Genomic DNA, 20,654 nt, shown 5'->3' with positions numbered 1-20,654 from the left:
GCAGGCACGGCCACAAGACCGGCTTCTACATCGACCAGCGGGACAATCGGTGGCTTGTACAACAACACGCGGCTGGGCGCGACGTACTAAATTGCTTCTGCTATACCGGCGGCTTTTCGCTAGCCGCGCTGCGGGGTGGCGCCACGCGGGTCGTGTCGATTGATTCATCCGGCGAAGCGCTGCAGGTCGCGCGCGCAAACTTGGCCGTCAACGACTTCGATCCGGCGCGGGCCCAGTGGCACGACGCCGACGCATTCAAGACACTGCGGCAGTTGTACGATGCAGGTGAGCGCTTCGACCTAATCGTGCTCGATCCGCCGAAATTCGCCCCGTCGCGCGAGCACGTTGACCGGGCAGCACGCGCGTACAAGGATATCAACCTCAGCGGCTTCAAGCTGCTGCGCCCGGGCGGGCTGCTCGCGACCTACTCGTGCTCGGGCGCGATCGACACGGGCCTGTTTCAGAAGATTGTCGCGGGCGCCGCGGCCGACGCCGGCGTCGATGCGCGGATCCTGCGCCGCCTGTCGGCCGGCGTCGATCATCCGATGCTGACCAGCTTCCCAGAAGGTGAATATCTGAAGGGACTGTGGTTGCAAAAACCCTAGTACGCCCCACATCGGGCGGGGCAATGCTGCGACCAGGCGGGCCAATGCCGCATCCAGATACCGCGCCCGTTGGTGCAACGCATCGTCGGCGTCCGGATAATGGTCACAACCCTGCCGCCGCATTTGTGCTTCAATAGCACATTTCGCGCTGTACTCGCGCGGACCGGCTCGCAACTTCCACGCAACTTCACGTAAGTAAAGGCAGGCGATGAACATGATTCCCGTCACCATCCTGACCGGCTTTCTCGGCAGCGGTAAGACCACGCTGCTCAAGCGTATCCTGAATGAGCCGCATGGCATGAAAATCGCCGTGATCGAAAACGAATTCGGCGAAGAGAACATTGACAACGACATCCTCGTGCAGGAGTCGGCGGAACAAATCGTGCAAATGAGCAACGGTTGCATCTGCTGCACGATCCGCGGCGACCTATCCCGTGCGTTGTCAGACCTATCGGAGCAAAAGCGCGAAGGTAAGCTCAAGTTCGACCGGGTCGTGATCGAGACCACGGGCTTGGCCAATCCGGGGCCGGTCGCGCAAACGTTCTTCATCGATGAGGCGATCGCTGACGAATTCCTGCTCGACGCGGTGATCACGCTGGTGGACGCGAAGCACGCCAACCAGCAGCTTGACGAGCACGAGGTCGTGCAACGGCAAGTGGGCTTTGCCGACCGCTTGTTCATCACGAAGGCCGATCTGGTGGACGAGACCACGCTCGCCGGTCTGCGCCATCGATTGCTGCAGATGAACCCGAAGGCGCCGATTCAGGTAGTCAATTTCGGCAACGCCGATATCAAGGCGATTTTTGATTTGCGTGGATTCAACTTGAACGCAAAGCTTGAAATTGACCCGGACTTCCTCGCCGAGGAAGGGCACGATCACGCGCACCACCACGATCACGATCACGATCACGATCACCAGCATGATCACGCACAGTGTGACCATAATCATGGCCATTGCACGCACGGTCACCACCATGCGCATCACGACGACAAGATTAAATCGTTCGTGTACCGCAACGACCGGGCGTTCGATCCCCAAAAATTGGAGGATTTTCTCGGCGGGATCCTACAAATTTACGGTGAGCGCTTACTCCGCTACAAAGGCGTGCTGTTTATGAAGGGAATCGAGCGCAAAGTGGTATTCCAGGGCGTGCACCAGATGATGGGCAGCGACTTAGCCGCGCGCTGGCTACCGGCTGAGAAGAAGACCAGCAAGATGGTGTTCATTGGCGTGGACCTGCCCCGGGACTTGATTACCGACGGCCTGGACGCGTGCCTCGCGTGAAGACGTCGTGCGCTACGCCGCTGGGTCGCGGCGGTGCACGAAATAGCGCGCCGACGTCTTTCCCCGTTGCAGTGGCGATATTTCGTATTGTGAAATAAAAGGCAGCCTGGTCGAGATTTCGTTTTCTTTGGCGTATATTGAGGCATTCGCCACGACGCCGGAAGTGCTCTATCGGACCGCGAAATACTGTTTTGGACAGGGTTCTCCGCCGCTATTGGCACCGATTGTGGTTCAGTTACAATACGTGCCCACTGGAGAATGATAACGACGCGGCGCCACAAGGAGTTCGGCCCCGCAACGGCCGCCGCACCTGCCACGACGAATTCGACGTGGCCGCCGCAAGGCACTCGGCCGCCGCAATTGCGGGCAATGGTAAGTGCGGGCAATGCTCGATGCATCGCCTCACAATGAAGACAGCAAGCCAGATGACGACGACACGACTTTTGACCGAAGCCGAAATCCTGAAGATGAGCGACAAGGATTACATGAACGAGGATCAGCTCGCTTTCTTCAAGCACAGGCTCGAACAGTTGCAGGCGGAAATCCTGCGCAATGCCGGGCAAACGACGGAAAATCTCCGAGAAACCGTGATCGTGCCCGACCCGGCCGATCGCGCGACGATCGAAGAAGAGCACGCGCTTGAGCTTCGCACACGCGACCGCGAACGCAAGCTGCTAAAGAAGGTGCAGCAATCGCTCGCGCGGATCGAAACCGGTGAATATGGCTGGTGCGAGGAAACGGGCGAACCGATCGGCATTCCGCGTCTGCTCGCGCGGCCGACCGCGACGCTGTCGCTCGAGGCGCAGGAGCGCCGCGAACTACGCCAGAAGCTGTTCGGCGACTAAAGCGTGGTGCGCCGCATGGCGCAATACGGTCCAGCCGACTCCCGTCGGAAGGCACGCGATAGGCGTGCCTTTTTTATTTATGGTGCGCATTTATTGCCGAGCCTTGCACGTGCATGGTGGCCTTTCGCGCGAGCATTGCGTCATATCAGCACCACCCCGCGCGCGCGCCTTGATATTGCGCCAGCCGCCCTAAAATAGGTCGAAACGCGCGACTTCAGTCCTGTCCCGCGCCGCTGGCGCGCGACCCCGCTTTAAAGGAATTCCACATGGAGCAATATCACGGCACAACCATTGTCTCGGTACGGCGAGGCAACAGCGTTGCCCTAGGCGGCGACGGTCAGGTGACGCTGGGCAACATCGTCATGAAGGGCGGTGCCAAGAAAGTGCGGCGCATTTACGGTGGCAAGGTGCTAGTGGGTTTCGCCGGCGGCACCGCGGACGCATTCTCGCTGCTGGACCGCTTCGAAGGCAAGCTGGAAAAGCACCAGGGCAACCTGACCCGCGCCGCTGTCGAACTGGCCAAGGACTGGCGCACCGACCGTATGCTGCGCCGCTTGGAAGCGATGCTGATCGCCGCGGACGCGGAAACGACACTGGTGATTACTGGCAACGGCGACGTGCTGGATCCGGAAGGCGGCATTTGCGCCATCGGCTCGGGCGGCGCATATGCGCAAGCCGCGGCCCGCGCGCTCGCGGATAACACGGAGCTGAGCGCGCGCGACATCGTCGAAAAGGCGCTCGCGATTGCCGGCGACATGTGCATCTACACGAATCACAGCCGCGTCATCGAAACCATCGAATAAATGAAGCCCAGGTGCCGGGCGACCCTGCGCGGCCTATTGCGCCCGCGCATCGAGGCTTGCGGGCCGATCCAGGCCCGGCGCCACCTGAAGGATGCCGAACATGACTACCATGACCCCCGCTGAAATCGTCTCCGAACTGGACAAGCACATCATTGGCCAGGGCCGCGCCAAGCGCGCCGTCGCGGTCGCACTGCGCAACCGCTGGCGCCGTCAGCAGGTGTCGGACCCGTTGCGCCAGGAAATCACCCCGAAGAACATTCTGATGATCGGACCGACTGGCGTGGGCAAAACCGAAATCGCACGGCGCCTGGCCAAGCTCGCCGACGCACCGTTCATCAAGATCGAGGCCACGAAGTTCACAGAAGTCGGCTACGTCGGACGCGATGTGGACAGCATCGTGCGCGACTTGATCGATATCTCGGTCAAGCAAACGCGCGAATCGGAAATGCGCAAGGTCCGCACAAAGGCGCAGGACCTCGCGGAGGACCGCATCCTGGACATCTTGCTGCCGCAGGCGCGTCCCGTCGGCTTCAGCCCGACCAGCGAGGAGAGCGAGCGAGAGAGCGCGACGCGCCAGATATTTCGCAAGCGGCTGCGCGAAGGCCAGCTCGACGACAAGGAAATCGAACTCGACATCGAGGCGCCCCAGGTCGGCATGGACATCATGGGCCCGCCCGGCATGGAGGAGATGACGGAGCAGATCCGTTCGATGTTCGCCAATCTCGGCGGCGGCAAGAAGCAGCACCGCAAGGTCAAGATCAAGGAGGCCCTGAAGCTGTTGACCGATGAGCAAGCCGGCAAGCTGGTCAACGAAGAGGACATCAAGACCCGCGCGGTACAGAACGCCGAACAGAACGGCATCGTCTTCCTCGACGAGATTGACAAAATCGCGTCACGCCAGGAAGGTGGTGGCGGCGAGGTGTCACGCCAGGGCGTGCAACGCGACCTGCTGCCGCTCGTGGAAGGCACAACGATCAACACCAAGTACGGCATGGTGAAGACCGACCACATCTTGTTCATTGCCAGCGGGGCGTTTCATCTGGCCAAGCCGAGCGATCTGATTCCCGAGCTGCAAGGACGGTTTCCAATCCGCGTCGAGCTCGATTCGCTGTCGGTCGGTGACTTCGAATCGATCCTGGTACGCACCGACGCGAGCCTGGTCAAGCAATACCAGGCACTACTCGCGACCGAGGACGTGCAACTGGAGTTCGCCGACGACGGCATCAAGCGCCTAGCGGAAATCGCCTTCTCGGTTAACGAAAAGACTGAGAACATCGGCGCGCGGCGGCTATACACGGTAATCGAAAAGCTGCTCGAAGAAATTTCGTTCTCGGCCGGCAACCATTCGGGCCAATCGATCAAGATCGACGCCGCGTACGTGGACAGCGCGCTGAGCGACGTGTCGCAGAACGAAGACCTGTCACGCTACGTGCTGTAACGCGGCTCGCCGCCGTGCGTGCACCGCTCATTGCTTCACTGGCCGTTTCGCCAGCTTGCGTTGCAGCGTGCGGCGGTGCATGTTCAGCGCACGCGCGGTTGCCGAAATATTGCCGCCGTTGTCGGACAGCACGCGCTGGATGTGCTCCCATTCGAGCCGCGCCACCGACAGCGGTATCGGATTCTCGAGCGCCTCCTCTGCCTGCGACTCGCTTGCGTCCACGCGCAACGCCGCCAGGATCGTCTCCACGTTGGCCGGCTTGGCCAGATAATTGTCCGCCCCGTCCTTGACGGCCTGCACCGCCGTCGCAATGCTCGCATAGCCGGTCAGCACGAGGATCCGCGCCTCGGGCTGTAGCTTGCGCAGTGGCGCGATCAAATGCAGCCCCGAATCGTTGCCCAGGTTCAGATCGACCGTGATCTGGCCGAACGGCAGCGCATCGGCGAGCTTCAGCGCGCTGTCGCGGTCGTGCGCCTGGTGAACGGTATAGCCGCGCCGGGTCAGGCCGCGCGCGAGGATTCCAGCAAATACCTCATCATCGTCAATCACCAGGAAGTTCATTTCGCTCATTGTGCTTCTCCACTTGAATGCGCTTGGATCGCGGGCAGGCGCAGTATCGCGCGGGTGCCCGTGGTGGCCGGCTGCGGCAACTCGGTCAGCTCGATCGAGCCACCTAGCCGCGCCGCCGTCGTAAATGCGAGATATAAGCCCACACCGTGGCCCCCTTGCGTGCTTTCGACCGGTGCCTGCCCGAGTTTGGCGCGCCGTTCAGGCACAATGCCGGGACCGCGGTCGCGAATGTCAAAGACCAGCATGTCGTCGTCGCACGCCACCTCCAGCGTCACCGATTCGCGGCTGGCCCGAGCCGCATTGTCCAGCAAGATGGTCAGGATCTGCCCGACCGCCACAGTATCGGCGACTAGCACGTCGGCGGGCGCCGTGCCGATCCGCGAGAAATTCACATGCGGGTGACGCAGCCGCCACTGCTCGATGAATGCGTCGAGCCAATTGCCCACCGGTTGCTGGCCGGTGGGCAGCGCCGCCCGGGTGCGCAGCCGGGCGAGCGCCGAGCGGCACAACGCCAGCTGTTGCTCGAGCAGGTCGAAATCGGCCCGGTAGGGCGCAAGCGCCTGGTCGGTGTGGGACAGGTCGCGCAACTCCTCGGCGACCATCGCAATGGTCGACAGTGGCGTGCCAATCTCGTGCGCGACGCTGGCGGCCTGCGCGCCCAACGCCACCACCCGCTCGTCGCGCAACAGTCGCTCCTGCGCCTCGCCCAACGCCGCATCCCCTTTGCGCAGCGCGGACGACATGCGCGAGACAAACCACGAGATCAGTCCGACGCTGACCATGAAGTTCACCCACATGCCGGCCCGGTAGTAATCGAACAGGTTGGCCGGGTTGTCCATATTCAACGGCACCGAGTCGAAGCCGAGCAGCCAATAGCAGGCGACCGCGAACGCCGCGAGCCAGGCGGCCAGACGCCACGGCAACACCGCCGCCGCAATCGCCAATGAGGGCAAGTACAGCGACACAAACGGGTTGGTGGTGCCACCGGATAGGAACAACAGCGCGGATAGCGCACCGAGGTCAACCCACAGCTGCCCCATCAACTCGATGTGCGTTTCCGGCTTGGCCTGGGCCACGCGGATCCATGTCAAGATGTTGAAGACCACTTCCAACGCGATGACGATGAGCATCGCGGTGAGCGGCAAATGCACGCCATAGGCGATCTGCACGACGGCAATTGTCACCAGTTGGCCAATGATAGCCAGGCAACGGAGCCAAAACATATGGCCGAGATTGACCCGGCCGGGATTTGCATACAGTGTCATGCGACAAGTTTACCGGTTCGACGTGGCACGACCCCGCAGTCAACTCAAGCTCGCTCACGCTCGCGACACTATGACGCAAGCGCCAGCGCGCCGCAGTCGAGCACCGCGGCAGCGTTGCGTACGCGCCACGGCAGGCGCATCCGCGTGCCGCAACGCCTGCGGCAGCGACAGTTCCCCGATCCATCTGCTCCAGCGTCAGCCGTTGCGCTTCATACCTCTTGAGGCAAAGACCCGCTTCATGAAAACCCGAGCGAGCTTATCGGGTAGCGGTTCGACACACGCTTCGAGGCCCGCAAAAAACGGCTTTTGCCCGAGGATCGTGCTTGGACTGCCCCGGTCTCGAGGCGGCTCACGGCAATGTTCGGTCGTGTCGAACAGCGCGTCGCATGTCGCCAGGGCGGCGGCCACCACGTTGCTGTTATCGGCGCCATGCCGCGACACTTCGTGCCGGCTGCGTCGTGGCATCGCCATATCGGCAAGGTCGATCATGGGGTGCGCGATGTTCGCGCGCCCTGTATCGGCAACGCGCCAGAACGGCAAGACACGTCAAAAAAGCTAGCCGGTCGGCATCGTGCCGACACTTCAGTCCTGTACAATTCGCGGTTGTTTGCCTGCTCAGTCTGCTCGCACCATGTCCGACACCCACGATTTGCCAGCCATCTCACCCGAACTGAAGGCCGAAATCCTCGCGGAAGCGCTGCCTTACATCCGCCAGTACCACGGCAAGACGGTCGTGATCAAATACGGTGGCAACGCGATGACGGAAGAGCGCCTGAAGCAAGGCTTCGCACGCGACGTCGTATTGTTGAAGCTGGTGGGCATCAATCCGGTCATCATCCATGGTGGCGGCCCGCAGATCGACCAGGCGCTGAAGAAAATCGGCAAGCAGGGCACGTTCATACAAGGCATGCGCGTGACGGACGAGGAAACGATGGAGGTCGTCGAGTGGGTGCTCGGCGGCGAGGTGCAACAGGACATCGTCACGCTGATCAACCATTTTGGTGGCCACGCGGTCGGCTTGACCGGCAAGGACGGCGGACTGATCCACGCACGCAAGCTGCTGATGCCGGACCGGGAAAAGCCGGGTGAATTTCTCGACATCGGCCAGGTCGGCGAGGTCGACTCGATCAATCCCGCGGTCGTGCGAGCGCTGCAGGACGATGCGTTCATCCCCGTCATCTCGCCGATTGGCTTCGGCGAGGACGGGCTCGCGTACAACATTAACGCGGACCTGGTCGCAGGCAAGCTGGCGGTCGTACTAAACGCGGAAAAGCTGGTGATGATGACGAACATCCCGGGCGTGATGGACAAGAGCGGCACACTGCTCACGGACCTGTCGGCGCGCGAGATCGATGCGCTGTTTGCCGACGGCACGATCTCCGGTGGCATGCTGCCGAAGATCTCGTCGGCCCTGGATGCGGCCAGGAGCGGCGTGCGCTCCGTGCACATCATCGACGGACGCATCGAGCACTCGGTGCTGCTCGAGATCCTGACCGAGCAGCCGTTCGGCACAATGATCCGGTCACACTGATCATGGCCGCGCGCGCGCGCCGGCGGCGCATTGCTCATCCGCGCGGCCCGGTCTGGCTGTTCGACCTGGATAATACGCTGCATCACGCGTCGCACGCAGTGTTTCCGCAGATCAATCAGGCGATGACTGACTACATCGAGCGTGCGCTGCAGGTCAGCCGGGACGAAGCGGACCGGCTGCGCGAGCACTACACGCAGCGCTACGGTGCGGCACTGCTGGGACTCGCGCGGCACCATCCACTCGATCCCGACGATTTCCTCGCGCAGGTCCACCGATTCCACGACCTGCATTCGATGCTGCGCGCTGAGCGCGGGCTCGCCCGGCTGTTGCGTGCGCTGCCCGGGCGCCGGATTCTGCTGACCAACGGCCCACGCCGTTACGCGCAGGCCGTGCTCGACGCGCTGGGCATCACTGAGCTGTTCGAGCAGGTCATCGCCATCGAGCAGATGCGGTACCGCGGCCGCTGGCACGCCAAACCCGATGCCGGCGTGCTGCGACGCACGTTGCACCACGTGCGGGTGCGGGCGCGCGACGCAACGCTGGTCGAGGACACCCGCTCGCACTTGAAACGCTACAAGCGCCTGGGAATACGCACCGTATGGATGGTTGGGCACTTACCACCCGTGCCCAGGGCTTCGGGTGGCACGCCGGCGCTGGCGGGCACTGGACGTGCGCACTATATCGACTGCCGTGTACGTTCGATAAAATCGTTACGACTCACGCGCCGCTAAGCGCACGCATGAACCCACTCACTGAGCGCTTGGGAGCCTTACTGCACCTGCGTCAGCGGAACGATTTCGTTTATACTTGTCAGTCACTAGCTTTCCTCTGCGCGCCGATTTGCTGACTCGATTGCGGGCGCGCGAACCCATGCGGTTCAGTACAAATCCGGCTAAAGCGGTCGTCAGCGGTTCATGCGTGCGCCCGTACACGCCGCGCCTTTGACCCTTCGCCGACTTGCTGTCCGCACGCCCGCGCAAGCGGACAACAACACAGGCAAGGGTATGAGTTCGATCGGCATCGTCGTTCCACAAACGCTTCACTTCGCCACACCGCTGCATCTGCAAAGCGGCCTGTCACTCGCCGGCTACGATCTGACGATTGAAACCTATGGCACGCTCAACGCCGCGCGCTCCAACGCGGTGCTCGTCTGTCACGCGCTAAACGCGTCACACCATGTGGCTGGCGTGTATGAGCATGAGCCCAAGAGCCTCGGCTGGTGGGACAACATGGTGGGCCCGGGCAAGCCACTTGACACAGACCGCTTCTTCGTGATCGGCGTGAACAATCTCGGCTCGTGCTTCGGCTCCACCGGTCCGATGAGCATCGAACCGGCCACCGGCCTGCCCTACGGCGCGCGCTTTCCAGTGGTCACCGTAGAGGACTGGGTCAATGCGCAGGCGCGCGTCGCTGATTATTTCGGCATCGAGCGTTTCGCCGCGGTGATGGGCGGCTCGCTCGGTGGCATGCAGGCGCTCGCCTGGAGCATCATGTATCCGCAGCGCGTCGCGCACTGCGTAGTCATCGCCTCGACACCCAAACTGTCGGCACAAAACATCGCGTTTAACGAGGTCGCTCGCTCGGCGATCCTGTCGGATCCGGATTTCCATGGCGGCGACTATTATGCGCACGGCGTCAAGCCGCGCCGCGGTCTCAGGGTCGCGCGCATGATCGGGCACATCACGTATCTGTCCGACGACGACATGGCCGCAAAGTTCGGCCGTGCACTGCGTCGCGCGGACGGGGCGCTGGATGCATACAACTTCAATTTCGACGTCGAATTCGAAGTTGAGTCGTACCTGCGGTACCAGGGCGACAAGTTCGCCGACTATTTCGACGCCAATACCTACCTGCTGATCACGCGCGCATTGGACTACTTCGATCCCGCCAAGGCGTACGACGGCGACCTGACCGCGGCGCTCGCGCAGACGCAGGCCAACTACCTCGTGATCAGCTTTTCGACAGACTGGCGTTTTGCGCCGGCGCGCTCGCGCGAGATCGTCAAGGCGCTGCTCGACCACAAGCGCAACGTGTCCTATGGCGAAATCGATGCACCGCACGGCCACGACGCATTCCTGCTTGACGACGCGCGCTATCACAACCTGGTACGCGCCTATTACGAACGCATCGCCACGGAGATCGGCGCATGAATCAACAAGCCTTCCATACCCTGTCCAACCGCGCCGATTTCCGCATGATCGCGCGCTGGATTGAGCCGCGTGCGAGCGTACTCGATGCCGGCTGCGCGGATGGCTCGCTGCTGACCATCCTTGCCGAGGAATTGGGCGTGCAGGGCTACGGAATCGAAATCACTGATGCAGGCGTGCTCGGCTGCGCACAAAAGAGCGTGAACGTGATCCAGCAGAATCTGGAGGACGGCCTGCGGCTGTTCGAAGACCAAAGCTTCGATTTTGTGATCCTGTCTCAAACGCTGCAGACCCTTCACCAAACCGCGGCGATCCTGCGCGAGACCGTGCGGGTCGGCAGGGAATGCATCGTGTCGTTTCCGAATTTCGGCTACTGGCGGCATCGGCTCGCGGTGCTCAACGGCCGCATGCCGGTTTCCAAGTCGCTGCCATACCAGTGGCACAACACGCCGAACGTGCGCGTGCTGACGATCCACGACTTCGACGCCCTCGCCCCGGAGGCTGGCATCCGGATCCTAGACCGGGTCGTACTGCACGGCGGCCGCGCGATCCGCTGGGGGACGAACTGGCGTGGTAGTCTTGCAGTCTATCGCGTCAAGAAAAGCTGACCGCCCCGTTCGCTTACCGCAGATCCATGTCTACTCCGCCTCACGAAGCCCGCCCACTGGCCGCACACGACCCCCGCTCGGGCTGGCGAGCCTACTTCAACACACGCATGCTGATCTGCGTGCTTCTTGGATTCACGTCAGGCCTGCCGCTGTTTACACTGATGAATCTGGTGCAGGCGTGGCTGTGCAGCGGCGGCGTCGATATCAAGACCATCGGCCTGTTTGCGCTGCTGCAGTTTCCCTACACGTGGAAATTCGTGTGGGCGCCGTTAATGGACCGTTTCGTGCCCAGGTTTGGCCGCTGGCGCCCTGGGCGCCGGCGCGGCTGGATGTTACTGACTCAGTTCGGCGTGCTGGCGCTGGTCGCCGCCATGGGCTTCGTGTCGCCGAGCAACTCGATCCGCACGGTGGCCGTGCTCGCAGCCGCCCTTGCATTCGCCAGCGCAAGCCTGGACATCGTGCTCGACGCGTACCGACGCGAGTTGCTGAAAGATACCGAGCAGGGCCTCGGCACGGCGATCCACGTCAACGCATACAAGCTGGCCGCCCTCGTACCCGGTTCGCTGTCGCTCATCCTCGCGGACCACTTCGCGTGGTCAACGGTCTTTGCGGTCACTGCGATGTTCATGCTGCCTGGCGTGGCGACGGCGTTCGTGGTGCGCGAGCCGCAGGTGCAAGGCACACTGCCACGCACGTTAGAAGAAGCCGTGGTGATGCCGTTTCGCGAATTCATCGCGCGCGACGGTGCCAAGCAAGCGCTGATCGTGCTGGCGTTCGTCTTTCTGTACAAGCTCGGCGACAGCATGGCGACGTCGCTGGCGACGTCGTTCTACCTGGACATCGGCTTTACGAAGACTGAGATCGGACTGGTGTCTAAGACCAGCAGCTTTTGGGGGAGTATTGCCGGCGGCATCCTCGGCGGCGTGTGGCTAATGCGCATCGGCACGACGCGCGGCTTGTGGATTTTCGGCGTCGCGCAGATGGTCGCGGTGCTCGGCTTCGCGGCGCTCGCCCACATGGGCCATACGCTGCCTGGGCTAGCCGTGGTCATCGGCCTCGAGGCGTTCGGCACAGGCCTGGGTACGGCCGCGTTCACCGCGTACATCGCTAGCACTACTGACCCGCGCTATACCGCAACGCAGTTTGCGTTGTTCACCAGTCTCTCATCGGTACCTCGCACGTTCGCCAATGCCGGCGCCGGCTATATCGTCGCGCAGATCGGCTGGTTCGAGTTCTTTCTGCTGTGCGCCGTGCTAGCGATCCCGGGCCTGCTGCTACTGCCGCGGATCGCACCATGGAGAGCACGCTGATGCGGCGCCCGTATGTCGGTTGGCACGCTGGGCGCGCTCGGTGCCCGCGGCTGCCCCGGGCGGGCGCCTTGGCGCCCGCCAGACGACTAGCCGGCGTGGCGCTGCTGATCGGCGGCGCCGTCGCGCCGCTGTCCGGCGCGCAGCCGAGCACCGACAACGCCGGGTCATATAATCCGGCTCAAGCAGTGCGCTTTGGCAACTCGGCGGCATTCCGCAACCTGGTTTCGCCGTCGATGCTTGAGCAACAGGCCAGCAGCGAATACCGGCAAGGGGTGCGCAGCGCCCAGCAGCGAGGACAATTGCTACCCGACAGCGACCCACAGGTCAAACGGGTCCGCGCGATGCTGCAAAGGCTCATCCCGTATGCGCTGAAATGGAATGAACGCGCGAAACAGTGGCAATGGGAAATCTATGTGGTGCGCTCGCAGCACGTGATGATCCGCTGCCTGCCCGGCGGCAAACTGCTGATCGACAGCGCGCTGCTCACGCGTCTGCGGCCGAACGACGACGAACTGGCGATGCTGATGGGCCACATGGTGGCTCACGCGTTGCGCGAACACGCGCGCGAGCGCTTGGGTCGGCAACAGGCCATGCAATTGGGCGCCAGCGCAATCCCGCCGTTGTTCGGGCCGGCCGATCTCGGGTCCGCGCCGTTAGGCATCAGCACGCAACTCGCACACTTACGCTACGATGCGGCCGACGAGACCGAGGCTGACGTGATCGGCGATGAGATCGCATCGCGCGCCGGTTTTGACCCAAGGGCCGCGCTGACGGTATGGAGCCGGGCCGCCGCCCTGCCAGGTGCCAGCAAAACGAGCTTCATCGCGACCCATCCGATGACACCACAGCGCGCCGGCGACCTGCGCAAGCGCTTGCCCGACATGCTGCCCCTGTACGCAAAGGCGCTCGGCACGACCCCCGACGCATTGCCGCGCTACCGACGCAACCGTTGAGCCAGATGGCGCCGCAGCAGCGGACGCGACGCGTGCCGTATCACCCTGCGCGGCGGCGCAGCGTGTAATCGTAGTCGATCGTCAGCGGCGCATGGTCGCTGAACTTGATGTCGCGGAAGATCGACGTACGCCTAGCCGTCGAGGCGAGGCCCGCAGTCGCGATCTGGTAGTCGATCCGCCACCCGACGTTTTTCGCATAGGCCTGGCCGCGATTGCTCCACCATGTGTATTGCTCGGGCCGCGGATCCAGCGCGCGAAAGACGTCCACATAGCCGAGTTCGTCGAATACCTTGCTTAACCATGCGCGCTCTTCGGGCAGGCACCCTGAGTTCTTCTGGTTGCTTTTCCAATTCTTGATGTCGATTTCCTTGTGCACGATGTTGATGTCGCCGCAGAAAATCACTTCGCGCTCGCGCCGAAGCGCATCCAGATGCGCATAGAAATCGTCCATGAAGCGGTACTTGACCGCCTGCCGCTCCTCACCGCTCGAGCCCGACGGCACATAGACCGATACCAGCGACAGGTCGCCGTAGCGCAGCTCGACATAGCGTCCCTCGTGGTCGAACGCCTTGCTGCCAAAGCCGGCGATGAACTCGTCTGGTTCATACCTCGTATAGATCCCGGCACCACTGTAACCCTTCTTCTGCGCATGCTGGAAATAGCCGGTGAAGCCGTGCGGCGCAAGAAATTCGGGCGTCATGTCATCCTGCGAGCACTTGATTTCCTGCACGCAGACAATGTCGGCGCTCTGCTCGCCGAACCAGTCGAAGAAGCCTTTCTTCGCGGCGGAACGTATGCCGTTCAGATTGGCGGTGATGACTCGCAGCATGGTTTGTTGTTTCCTGGTTGACGCACGATCGCGGAAGCCGGCGGGGCGCGGCGGCCTCCACGGATGACTTGACGGCGCTGACGTTGAGCGATGCCTTAGCCGGGGGATAGCGCAGGGTCAGCCAACGTCACGGCGAGCCGCTCCTCGTAGGCACGCTAATCGTCATCCCACTGCTTACGAGCCTGGATATCCGCGATGCCCGCGGCATGCCCACGCCTCTACCGCACATGATTAGGACAGCTTTTTCTTCAGCAGTTCGTTGACCTGTTGCGGATTTGCCCGCCCCTTCGTGGCCTTCATCGCCTGGCCGACCAGCGCGTTGAACGCCTTGTCCTTGCCCGCGCGGTATTCCTCGACGGACTTCGGATTGGCGGCAAGTACCTCGTCCAGGATGGCCTCGAGCGCGCCGCTGTCCGAGATCTGCCTGAGCCCCTTAGCGTCAATGAGGCGGTCGGCCGCCGCGTCGTCGGTGGCCTTCTCGTCCCAGATCGCTCCAAAAATCGCCTTGCCAATCTTATTCGAGATCGTGCCGTCGGCGATCCGCACGAGAACCAGCGCCAATTGCGCGGCCGATACCGGCGACTGCGTGATGTCCAACCCATCGCGGTTCAGTTGCGATGCAAGCTCGCCTATCACCCAGTTCGCCGCCATCTTCGCATTCGCCACGCCCGCCTTGGACACCACTTGCTCGTAGTACGCGGCAAGCGCCTGTGACGTCGTGAGCACGCCCGCGTCATAGCCGGGCAAGCCGTACTGCTCGGTAAAGCGGCGCTTCATCGCGCCCGGCAATTCCGGCAATGTGCGGCCGACCTCGGCGATCCACTCGCTGTCGATCACGAGCGGCATCAGGTCCGGGTCGGGGAAGTAACGGTAGTCATGCGCGTCCTCCTTGCTGCGCATCGAGCGCGTCTCGCCGCGGTCCGGGTCGTACAGCCGGGTTTCTTGCACGACGGTGCCGCCGTCCTCGATCAGCTCGATCTGGCGGCGCACCTCGTATTGGATAGCCTCCTCCAGAAAGCGGAACGAGTTCAAGTTCTTGATCTCGGCGCGTGTGCCCAATGCCTGCTCACCGAGCCGGCGCACCGACACGTTCGCGTCGCAGCGAAACGAGCCTTCCTGCATGTTCCCGTCGCAAATACCCAGCCAAACGACCAGCGAATGCAACGCCTTTGCATAGGCCACCGCCTCGGCGGCGCTGCGCATGTCCGGCTCGGTCACAATCTCTAGCAGCGGTGTGCCGGCACGGTTCAAGTCGATGCCGGTCATCCCGGCGAAATCCTCGTGCAACGACTTGCCAGCGTCCTCCTCCAGGTGCGCGCGGGTCAACCGGATAGTCTTCTCGTACGCGTCGCGGCCGGCCTTTTCGTTTGCCTCCACTTGGATCGTGATCGAGCCGCCTTGCACGACCGGCAACTCATACTGGCTGATCTGGTAGCCCTTGGGCAAATCCGGATAAAAGTAATTCTTGCGCGCAAATACGCTGCGCGGCGCGATCGTTGCGCCGATCGCCAGCCCGAAGCGTATCGCGCGCTCCACAGCACCGCGGTTGACCACCGGCAGCGTGCCTGGCAGCGCCAGGTCGAGCGCGCACGCCTGCGTGTTCGGTTCTGCGCCGAAGCGCGTCGCTGCGCCAGAGAAAATCTTCGACTGGGTCGACAACTGCACATGTGTCTCCAGCCCAATCACCACTTCCCACTGCATAGTCAGACTCCCGCCGGCGCTCGCTTGTGCCAGTCGGTGACGCGCTGGAACGCATCGGCGACTTGCAGCATCCGCGCTTCGTTGAAATAGTTGCCGATGATCTGCAGCCCGACCGGCCGCGTCGCGTTCGCCCCCGCGCCAAAGCCGCACGGCACGCTCATGCCCGGCAGGCCAGCTAGACTCGTGGACAACGTGTAGATGTCCGCTAGATACATCTGTATCGGGTCGTCGGTCTTCTCGCCCAGATTCCATGCGACGCTCGGCGATACCGGCCCCATGATGACGTCACACTGCGCAAACGCGTTTTGAAAGTCCTGCGCAATGATTCGGCGAATCTTCTGCGCTTGCAGATAGTACGCGTCGTAGTAACCGTGCGACAACACGTACGTGCCGACCAGGATCCGGCGCTTGACCTCCGCACCAAAGCCTTCCGAGCGGCTCTTCTTGTACATGTCGAGCAGGTCGCGGTACTCGCTCGCGCGATGGCCATAGCGCACGCCGTCAAAGCGCGACAGGTTCGACGACGCCTCAGCTGGCGCGATCACATAGTAGACCGGGATCGACAGCTCCGTCTTAGGCAGCGATACGTCCACCAGCGTCGCGCCCAGCTCTTCGTATTGCCGCAGTGCCGCATCGATCGCCGTTTGCACGTCGCCCGACAGCCCCGCGCCGAAGTACTCGCGCGGCAACCCGATGCGCAGCCCGGCGAGCGGGCGGACGGCGCCCGCGCCAGCATCCTGCCACGGCTTGCCGAGCCAGCGCGTGTAGTCTTCCGCGTCGCGTTGCAGGCTCGTCGAATCGCGCGGGTCAAAACCGCTCATCGCACCTAACACGAGCGCGCAGTCAGCTGCCGAGCGCGCCATCGGCCCGCCCTGGTCGAGCGACGACGCGAACGCGATCATCCCGTAGCGGGAAACACGACCGTAGGTCGGCTTGATGCCGGTGATCCCGGTCAGCGCCGCCGGCTGGCGAATCGAGCCACCGGTGTCAGTGCCAGTGGCCACGGGCGCCAGTCCAGCGGCCACCGCCGCGGCCGAGCCGCCCGAAGAGCCGCCCGACACCGCGCTACGGTCCCACGGGTTGCGTACCGGGCCGAAAAATGAATTCTCGTTGGACGAGCCCATCGCGAACTCGTCCATGTTGGTCTTGCCCAGCGTAACCATGCCCGCCGCCGCCAGCCGCTCGACGAGCGTCGCGTCAAACGCACTCACGTAGTCGGCCAGCATCCGGGAGCCGGCGCTGGACTTCCAGCCGCGGGTCACGAACACGTCCTTGTGCGCAACCGGCAGGCCGAGCAGCGGCCCGCGCTCGCCGCGCGCGAGCCGCTGGTCGGCCGCGCGTGCCGCGTCCAACGTCAGTTGCGGATTCACGTCGATAAACGCGTTCAACTCGCATGCGGCCTCGATACGCTGCAGGAAGTGCTGCGCAAGCTCGAGCGCCGATACCTGCTTTGTATCGAGCGCGGCGCGCAATTCAGTAAGGCTTTTCTGATGCATCGTGCGGTTTTCCTGCGTCGCGTTATTCGATCACTTTCGGTACCAAATACAAACCGTCTTGCACCGCCGGCGCGCAGCGCTGGTTGTCCTCGCGCTGTACGTGCTCGGTCACGGCGTCCTCGCGCAGCCTCAGCGCGACGTCCTCGATCTGCTCGGTCGGATGCGCGAGTGGCGCGATGCCTGTCGTGTCCACGGCCTGCATCTGCTCGACCAGATCGAAGAACTGGTTCAGTTGCTCGAGCGCGTGCTCGGCCTCGCGTTGCCCGAGCTCGATGCGCGCCAGGTGCGCAATGCGGTTTACGTCAGTGGGGGTTAAGGCCATGCGGTCACCAAGGATGGAGGGGAAAGCGGGCGAAAACGCCCCTGCTTTTCTTCGAATAAGCTGAAATTATAAGGTATCATTACGCGTTCGCCCCAAACCCGGCCGGTTTTACCGTCATCTTTTAGCAATGTCCTCCGCACGCGCGCACTCCCGTCGCTGCGGCATTCGCGTTGCCCGGATGCGCGCACCGCCTGCGCCGGTAAAATTTTTGTTCCCGCAGCTTCGTGACTGCGCGGCGGCCGCCTTCCGGACCTCTGCCGAAGCTGTTGTTTTACCCGCCGCCGGCGCATGCGCACGTTTCCCGCGACCGGCACCCGCGAGACAGGATTTTTAATGTTCGGTTTTCTCCGCAGCTATTTCTCGAACGATCTGGCGATCGACTTGGGCACCGCCAACACACTGATCTACATGCGCGGCAAGGGTATCGTGCTCGATGAGCCGTCGGTTGTGTCGATCCGCCAGGAAGGCGGGCCCAATGGAAAAAAGACGATCCAAGCCGTGGGCAGAGAAGCAAAGCAGATGCTCGGCAAGGTGCCGGGCAACATCGAGGCGATCCGCCCGATGAAGGATGGCGTGATCGCCGACTTCCGCGTCACCGAGCAGATGATCAAGCAGTTCATCAAGACCGCGCACGAGTCGAGGATGTTCTCGCCGTCGCCACGGATCATCATCTGCGTGCCGTGTGGCTCGACACAGGTCGAGCGCCGGGCGATCCGCGAGGCCGCGCTCGGCGCCGGCGCATCGCAGGTCTACCTGATCGAGGAACCGATGGCCGCAGCGATTGGCGCCGGTCTGCCCGTGTCGGAGGCGACCGGCTCGATGGTCGTGGACATCGGCGGCGGCACGACCGAAGTGGGCGTGATTTCGCTCGGCGGTATCGTATACAAAGGCTCGGTACGGGTCGGCGGCGACAAGTTCGATGAGGCGATCGTCAATTACATCCGCCGCAACTACGGCATGTTGATCGGCGAGCAGACCGCCGAGGCGATCAAAAAGGAAATTGGCTCGGCGTTCCCCGGCTCCGAAGTGAAGGAAATGGAGGTTAAGGGCCGCAACCTGTCCGAGGGGATCCCGCGCAGCTTCACGATCTCGAGCAATGAGATCCTAGAAGCGCTGACGGACCCATTGAACCAGATCGTCTCGTCGGTCAAGATCGCACTGGAGCAGACGCCGCCGGAACTCGGCGCCGATATCGCCGAGCGCGGCATGATGCTGACCGGCGGCGGCGCCCTGCTGCGCGACCTGGATCGGCTGCTCGCGGAAGAAACGGGGCTGCCGGTGCTGGTAGCCGAGGATCCGCTCACGTGCGTAGTGCGCGGATCCGGCATGGCGCTCGAGCGGATGGACAAGCTCGGCAGCATCTTCTCGTACGAGTGATCAGGCTGAAGTAAGCGCGGTTTCGGGCGTCGACCATGGAATACAGTCCGCCGCCCCTGTTCAAGCAAGGTCCTTCGGCGCTCGCGCGTCTGTTCACGTTTGTCGGTCTCGCGCTCGTGCTGCTGATGACCGACGCGCGTTTCCAGACGCTCGAGGTCGTGCGCGAAGTGATCGGCACGGGGCTTTATCCTTTGCAACGCGCGGCGTTGGTGCCGCGCGATCTGATCGTCGGTGGCGCCGACCTGTTCGTCACCATCCATTCATTGCGCAGCGAAAATCAGGCGCTGCGCGACAAGAATCTGCAATTGTCGGTACATGCGTCGCAAGCGGCCCAACTGCTGGCCGAGAACGAACATCTGCGCCGGCTGCTGCAGTTGCAGCAGCATTCAACGATACAGACAACGCCCACTGAGATTCAGTACGACACGCGCGACCCGTTCACGCAGAAGGTCATCATCGCCGGCGGCAGCCGGCAGGATGTGCAGGCAGGCGCACCGGTGGTCAACGAAAATGGCGTAATCGGGCAAGTCACGCGCGTCTTCCCGCTGCAGTCTGAAGTCACGCTGCTGACCGACAAGGACCAGGCGGTGCCGGTGCAGGTGGTGCGCACCGGCATTCGCAGCATAATCTACGGCACCCCCAAGGGTGACGTACTGGATCTGAGGTTCGTGCCGACTAGCGCCGATGTGAAAACCGGCGACGAACTGGTGACAAGCGGGCTGGACGGCATCTACCCGCCGGGACTGCCGGTGGCCAAGGTCATTCAAGTTGACCGCCAGACGGACACCACGTTCGCCCGGGTGGTCTGCGAGCCGCTCGCGCCGGTGCGAGGCGCTCGCCAGTTGCTGGTACTGCGCTACGATGCGCGCACGCCGCCGCGTCCCACCGACACGGACACCGGCGCGGCCAGCACCGGCGCGGCCAAGGCTGCCGGCAAGGCAAAGACCAGGAAGGACGCGAAGGCGGCCGCCGGCAACAGCACCGCGAAACCGGCCGCCACGCCCGCCCGAGCGGCGCCGGCCACGGTAACCGGAGCCCGGCAATGAATCGACCCCATCACATCCTGCTGCCGGTTAATCCGTACTTCATTGCATTTAGCCTGGCCACCGCGTTTTTTTTGAATCTGCTGCCATGGGGCAAGTGGATCGGCGTGCCCGATTTCGTCGCGATCGTGCTGCTGTTTTGGAACGTGCATCAGCCACGCAAGGTCGGCATGGGCATCGCGTTCCTGCTTGGACTACTAATCGACGTGCACGATGCGAGCCTGTTCGGCGAGCACGCACTCGCCTACACGCTGCTGTCGTACGGAGCCATCATGGTGCACCGGCGCGTGCTGTGGCTAGCGCTGGGCGCGCAGGTCTTCGTCGTGATGCCGCTGCTGGTGGTCGCGCAGGTTGTGCCGTTCGTGATTCGGCTGATTGCTGGCGGCGCATTCCCGGGCTGGGGCTACTTGCTGGATGGCTTCGTCGGCGCGCTGCTGTGGCCGATTGCAAGCGCGCTGCTGCTGTTGCCGCAGAAACGCGCGGCCGACCCCGACGACACGCGACCGATTTGACCGGGCCCGCTCGT

21 protein-coding genes are annotated in these 20,654 nt (G+C 63.0%); 14 read left to right on the top strand and 7 right to left on the bottom strand.

All coding sequences use genetic code 11. The annotated features are described in order from the left end of the window. The 5 genes from IHE30_RS11570 to hslU form a co-directional block, all read left to right on the top strand. On the top strand, positions 1-605 hold a 605-nt coding region (locus tag IHE30_RS11570), incomplete at its 5' end, for a class I SAM-dependent rRNA methyltransferase (RefSeq protein ID WP_337690753.1). A gap of 208 nt (positions 606-813) precedes the next feature. Then, positions 814-1,890, top strand: a complete 1,077-nt coding sequence (locus tag IHE30_RS11565; protein WP_443193653.1) for a CobW family GTP-binding protein — start codon at positions 814-816, stop codon at positions 1,888-1,890. A 425-nt stretch (positions 1,891-2,315) separates the two neighbouring features. Then, positions 2,316-2,735, top strand: a complete 420-nt coding sequence (gene dksA, locus IHE30_RS11560) for an RNA polymerase-binding protein DksA (protein ID WP_076785906.1) — start codon at positions 2,316-2,318, stop codon at positions 2,733-2,735. A 266-nt stretch (positions 2,736-3,001) separates the two neighbouring features. After that, entirely contained in the window at positions 3,002-3,538 is a 537-nt protein-coding gene (gene hslV / locus IHE30_RS11555; RefSeq protein WP_337690751.1) for an ATP-dependent protease subunit HslV, read from the top strand. 100 nt (positions 3,539-3,638) lie between these two features. Beyond that, a complete protein-coding gene (hslU, locus tag IHE30_RS11550) occupies positions 3,639-4,976 on the top strand; it encodes an ATP-dependent protease ATPase subunit HslU (RefSeq protein WP_337690750.1) in 1,338 nt (445 codons plus the stop codon). 27 nt (positions 4,977-5,003) lie between these two features. Here the strand turns inward: hslU and IHE30_RS11545 are convergent, their stop codons facing one another. The 3 genes from IHE30_RS11545 to IHE30_RS11535 all read right to left on the bottom strand — a co-directional run bounded on the left by IHE30_RS11545 (position 5,004) and on the right by IHE30_RS11535 (position 7,300). Next, positions 5,004-5,546, bottom strand: coding sequence for a response regulator transcription factor (locus IHE30_RS11545; protein WP_013436568.1), 543 nt, complete (start codon positions 5,544-5,546; stop codon positions 5,004-5,006). Then, positions 5,543-6,811, bottom strand: coding sequence for an ATP-binding protein (locus IHE30_RS11540; RefSeq protein WP_337690747.1), 1,269 nt, complete (start codon positions 6,809-6,811; stop codon positions 5,543-5,545). Before IHE30_RS11540 ends, IHE30_RS11545 begins: the two co-directional genes overlap by 4 nt. A 195-nt stretch (positions 6,812-7,006) precedes the next feature. Beyond that, positions 7,007-7,300 (bottom strand): hypothetical protein, encoded by a 294-nt coding sequence (locus IHE30_RS11535; RefSeq protein ID WP_337690745.1) that lies wholly within the window; start codon positions 7,298-7,300, stop codon positions 7,007-7,009. A 142-nt stretch (positions 7,301-7,442) separates the two neighbouring features. Between IHE30_RS11535 and argB the strand changes: the two genes are divergently transcribed. The 6 genes from argB (at position 7,443) to IHE30_RS11505 (ending at position 13,360) form a co-directional block, all read left to right on the top strand. Beyond that, entirely contained in the window at positions 7,443-8,342 is a 900-nt protein-coding gene (gene argB / locus IHE30_RS11530) for an acetylglutamate kinase (RefSeq protein WP_337690743.1), read from the top strand. Positions 8,343-8,344: 2 nt separating this feature from the next. Then, on the top strand, positions 8,345-9,073 hold the full coding sequence (locus IHE30_RS11525) for a pyrimidine 5'-nucleotidase (protein WP_337690740.1): 729 nt from the start codon (positions 8,345-8,347) through the stop codon (positions 9,071-9,073). A 273-nt stretch (positions 9,074-9,346) separates the two neighbouring features. Further along, positions 9,347-10,492, top strand: a complete 1,146-nt coding sequence (gene metX / locus IHE30_RS11520) for a homoserine O-succinyltransferase MetX (protein ID WP_337690739.1) — start codon at positions 9,347-9,349, stop codon at positions 10,490-10,492. After that, positions 10,489-11,097 (top strand): methionine biosynthesis protein MetW, encoded by a 609-nt coding sequence (gene metW, locus IHE30_RS11515; RefSeq protein WP_337690738.1) that lies wholly within the window; start codon positions 10,489-10,491, stop codon positions 11,095-11,097. Before metX ends, metW begins: the two co-directional genes overlap by 4 nt. A gap of 26 nt (positions 11,098-11,123) precedes the next feature. Next, positions 11,124-12,407 carry an AmpG family muropeptide MFS transporter gene (locus tag IHE30_RS11510; protein WP_337690737.1) on the top strand — a complete coding sequence of 428 codons (1,284 nt, stop codon included), beginning with the start codon at positions 11,124-11,126 and terminating at the stop codon, positions 12,405-12,407. After that, positions 12,392-13,360, top strand: coding sequence for a M48 family metallopeptidase (locus IHE30_RS11505; RefSeq protein WP_337690735.1), 969 nt, complete (start codon positions 12,392-12,394; stop codon positions 13,358-13,360). Before IHE30_RS11510 ends, IHE30_RS11505 begins: the two co-directional genes overlap by 16 nt. A gap of 40 nt (positions 13,361-13,400) precedes the next feature. On the opposite strand, the gene IHE30_RS11500 is transcribed toward IHE30_RS11505, so the two are convergent. From IHE30_RS11500 to gatC, 4 genes are all read right to left on the bottom strand, one after another. Beyond that, the gene (locus tag IHE30_RS11500) at positions 13,401-14,189 is read right to left on the bottom strand and encodes an exodeoxyribonuclease III (RefSeq protein ID WP_337690733.1); all 789 of its coding nucleotides are present in this window, start codon (positions 14,187-14,189) and stop codon (positions 13,401-13,403) included. Between the two features lie 231 nt (positions 14,190-14,420). Further along, positions 14,421-15,890, bottom strand: a complete 1,470-nt coding sequence (gene gatB / locus IHE30_RS11495) for an Asp-tRNA(Asn)/Glu-tRNA(Gln) amidotransferase subunit GatB (RefSeq protein WP_443193652.1) — start codon at positions 15,888-15,890, stop codon at positions 14,421-14,423. A gap of 2 nt (positions 15,891-15,892) precedes the next feature. Next, entirely contained in the window at positions 15,893-17,386 is a 1,494-nt protein-coding gene (gene gatA / locus IHE30_RS11490; protein WP_337690731.1) for an Asp-tRNA(Asn)/Glu-tRNA(Gln) amidotransferase subunit GatA, read from the bottom strand. Between the two features lie 22 nt (positions 17,387-17,408). Next, the gene (gatC, locus tag IHE30_RS11485) at positions 17,409-17,708 is read right to left on the bottom strand and encodes an Asp-tRNA(Asn)/Glu-tRNA(Gln) amidotransferase subunit GatC (protein ID WP_337690729.1); all 300 of its coding nucleotides are present in this window, start codon (positions 17,706-17,708) and stop codon (positions 17,409-17,411) included. Positions 17,709-18,041: 333 nt separating this feature from the next. On the opposite strand from gatC, the gene IHE30_RS11480 reads away from it, so the two are divergent. Genes IHE30_RS11480 through mreD form a run of 3 tightly spaced genes read left to right on the top strand, consistent with a single transcriptional unit; the run spans position 18,042 to position 20,640 of the window. Further along, a complete protein-coding gene (locus tag IHE30_RS11480) occupies positions 18,042-19,085 on the top strand; it encodes a rod shape-determining protein (protein WP_076785893.1) in 1,044 nt (347 codons plus the stop codon). Between the two features lie 35 nt (positions 19,086-19,120). Beyond that, a complete protein-coding gene (gene mreC / locus IHE30_RS11475) occupies positions 19,121-20,131 on the top strand; it encodes a rod shape-determining protein MreC (RefSeq protein ID WP_337690726.1) in 1,011 nt (336 codons plus the stop codon). Next, positions 20,128-20,640 (top strand): rod shape-determining protein MreD, encoded by a 513-nt coding sequence (gene mreD / locus IHE30_RS11470; protein WP_337690725.1) that lies wholly within the window; start codon positions 20,128-20,130, stop codon positions 20,638-20,640. The genes mreC and mreD overlap by 4 nt, the downstream gene beginning before the upstream one ends. Positions 20,641-20,654 lie beyond the last annotated feature (14 nt).

This window comes from Mycetohabitans sp. B46 (assembly GCF_037389205.1).
Classification (GTDB): Bacteria; Pseudomonadota; Gammaproteobacteria; order Burkholderiales; family Burkholderiaceae; genus Mycetohabitans.
This window is presented reverse-complemented; position numbering and strand designations above follow the sequence as displayed.

Bases quoted from the DNA above. Each gene is read 5' to 3' on its own strand.
- hslV (WP_337690751.1), top strand. From the start codon at position 3,002: ATGGAGCAATATCACGGCACAACCATTGTCTCGGTACGGCGAGGCAAC.
- metW (WP_337690738.1), top strand. From the start codon at position 10,489: ATGAATCAACAAGCCTTCCATACCCTGTCCAACCGCGCCGATTTCCGC.
- IHE30_RS11510 (WP_337690737.1), top strand. From the start codon at position 11,124: ATGTCTACTCCGCCTCACGAAGCCCGCCCACTGGCCGCACACGACCCC.
- mreC (WP_337690726.1), top strand. From the start codon at position 19,121: ATGGAATACAGTCCGCCGCCCCTGTTCAAGCAAGGTCCTTCGGCGCTC.
- IHE30_RS11525 (WP_337690740.1), top strand. From the start codon at position 8,345: ATGGCCGCGCGCGCGCGCCGGCGGCGCATTGCTCATCCGCGCGGCCCG.
- IHE30_RS11540 (WP_337690747.1), bottom strand. From the start codon at position 6,811: ATGACACTGTATGCAAATCCCGGCCGGGTCAATCTCGGCCATATGTTT.
- gatB (WP_443193652.1), bottom strand. From the start codon at position 15,890: ATGCAGTGGGAAGTGGTGATTGGGCTGGAGACACATGTGCAGTTGTCG.
- mreD (WP_337690725.1), top strand. From the start codon at position 20,128: ATGAATCGACCCCATCACATCCTGCTGCCGGTTAATCCGTACTTCATT.
- hslU (WP_337690750.1), top strand. From the start codon at position 3,639: ATGACTACCATGACCCCCGCTGAAATCGTCTCCGAACTGGACAAGCAC.
- argB (WP_337690743.1), top strand. From the start codon at position 7,443: ATGTCCGACACCCACGATTTGCCAGCCATCTCACCCGAACTGAAGGCC.
- IHE30_RS11545 (WP_013436568.1), bottom strand. From the start codon at position 5,546: ATGAGCGAAATGAACTTCCTGGTGATTGACGATGATGAGGTATTTGCT.
- gatA (WP_337690731.1), bottom strand. From the start codon at position 17,386: ATGCATCAGAAAAGCCTTACTGAATTGCGCGCCGCGCTCGATACAAAG.
- gatC (WP_337690729.1), bottom strand. From the start codon at position 17,708: ATGGCCTTAACCCCCACTGACGTAAACCGCATTGCGCACCTGGCGCGC.
- IHE30_RS11535 (WP_337690745.1), bottom strand. From the start codon at position 7,300: ATGATCGACCTTGCCGATATGGCGATGCCACGACGCAGCCGGCACGAA.
- IHE30_RS11565 (WP_443193653.1), top strand. From the start codon at position 814: ATGAACATGATTCCCGTCACCATCCTGACCGGCTTTCTCGGCAGCGGT.
- IHE30_RS11505 (WP_337690735.1), top strand. From the start codon at position 12,392: ATGGAGAGCACGCTGATGCGGCGCCCGTATGTCGGTTGGCACGCTGGG.
- dksA (WP_076785906.1), top strand. From the start codon at position 2,316: ATGACGACGACACGACTTTTGACCGAAGCCGAAATCCTGAAGATGAGC.
- IHE30_RS11480 (WP_076785893.1), top strand. From the start codon at position 18,042: ATGTTCGGTTTTCTCCGCAGCTATTTCTCGAACGATCTGGCGATCGAC.
- metX (WP_337690739.1), top strand. From the start codon at position 9,347: ATGAGTTCGATCGGCATCGTCGTTCCACAAACGCTTCACTTCGCCACA.
- IHE30_RS11500 (WP_337690733.1), bottom strand. From the start codon at position 14,189: ATGCTGCGAGTCATCACCGCCAATCTGAACGGCATACGTTCCGCCGCG.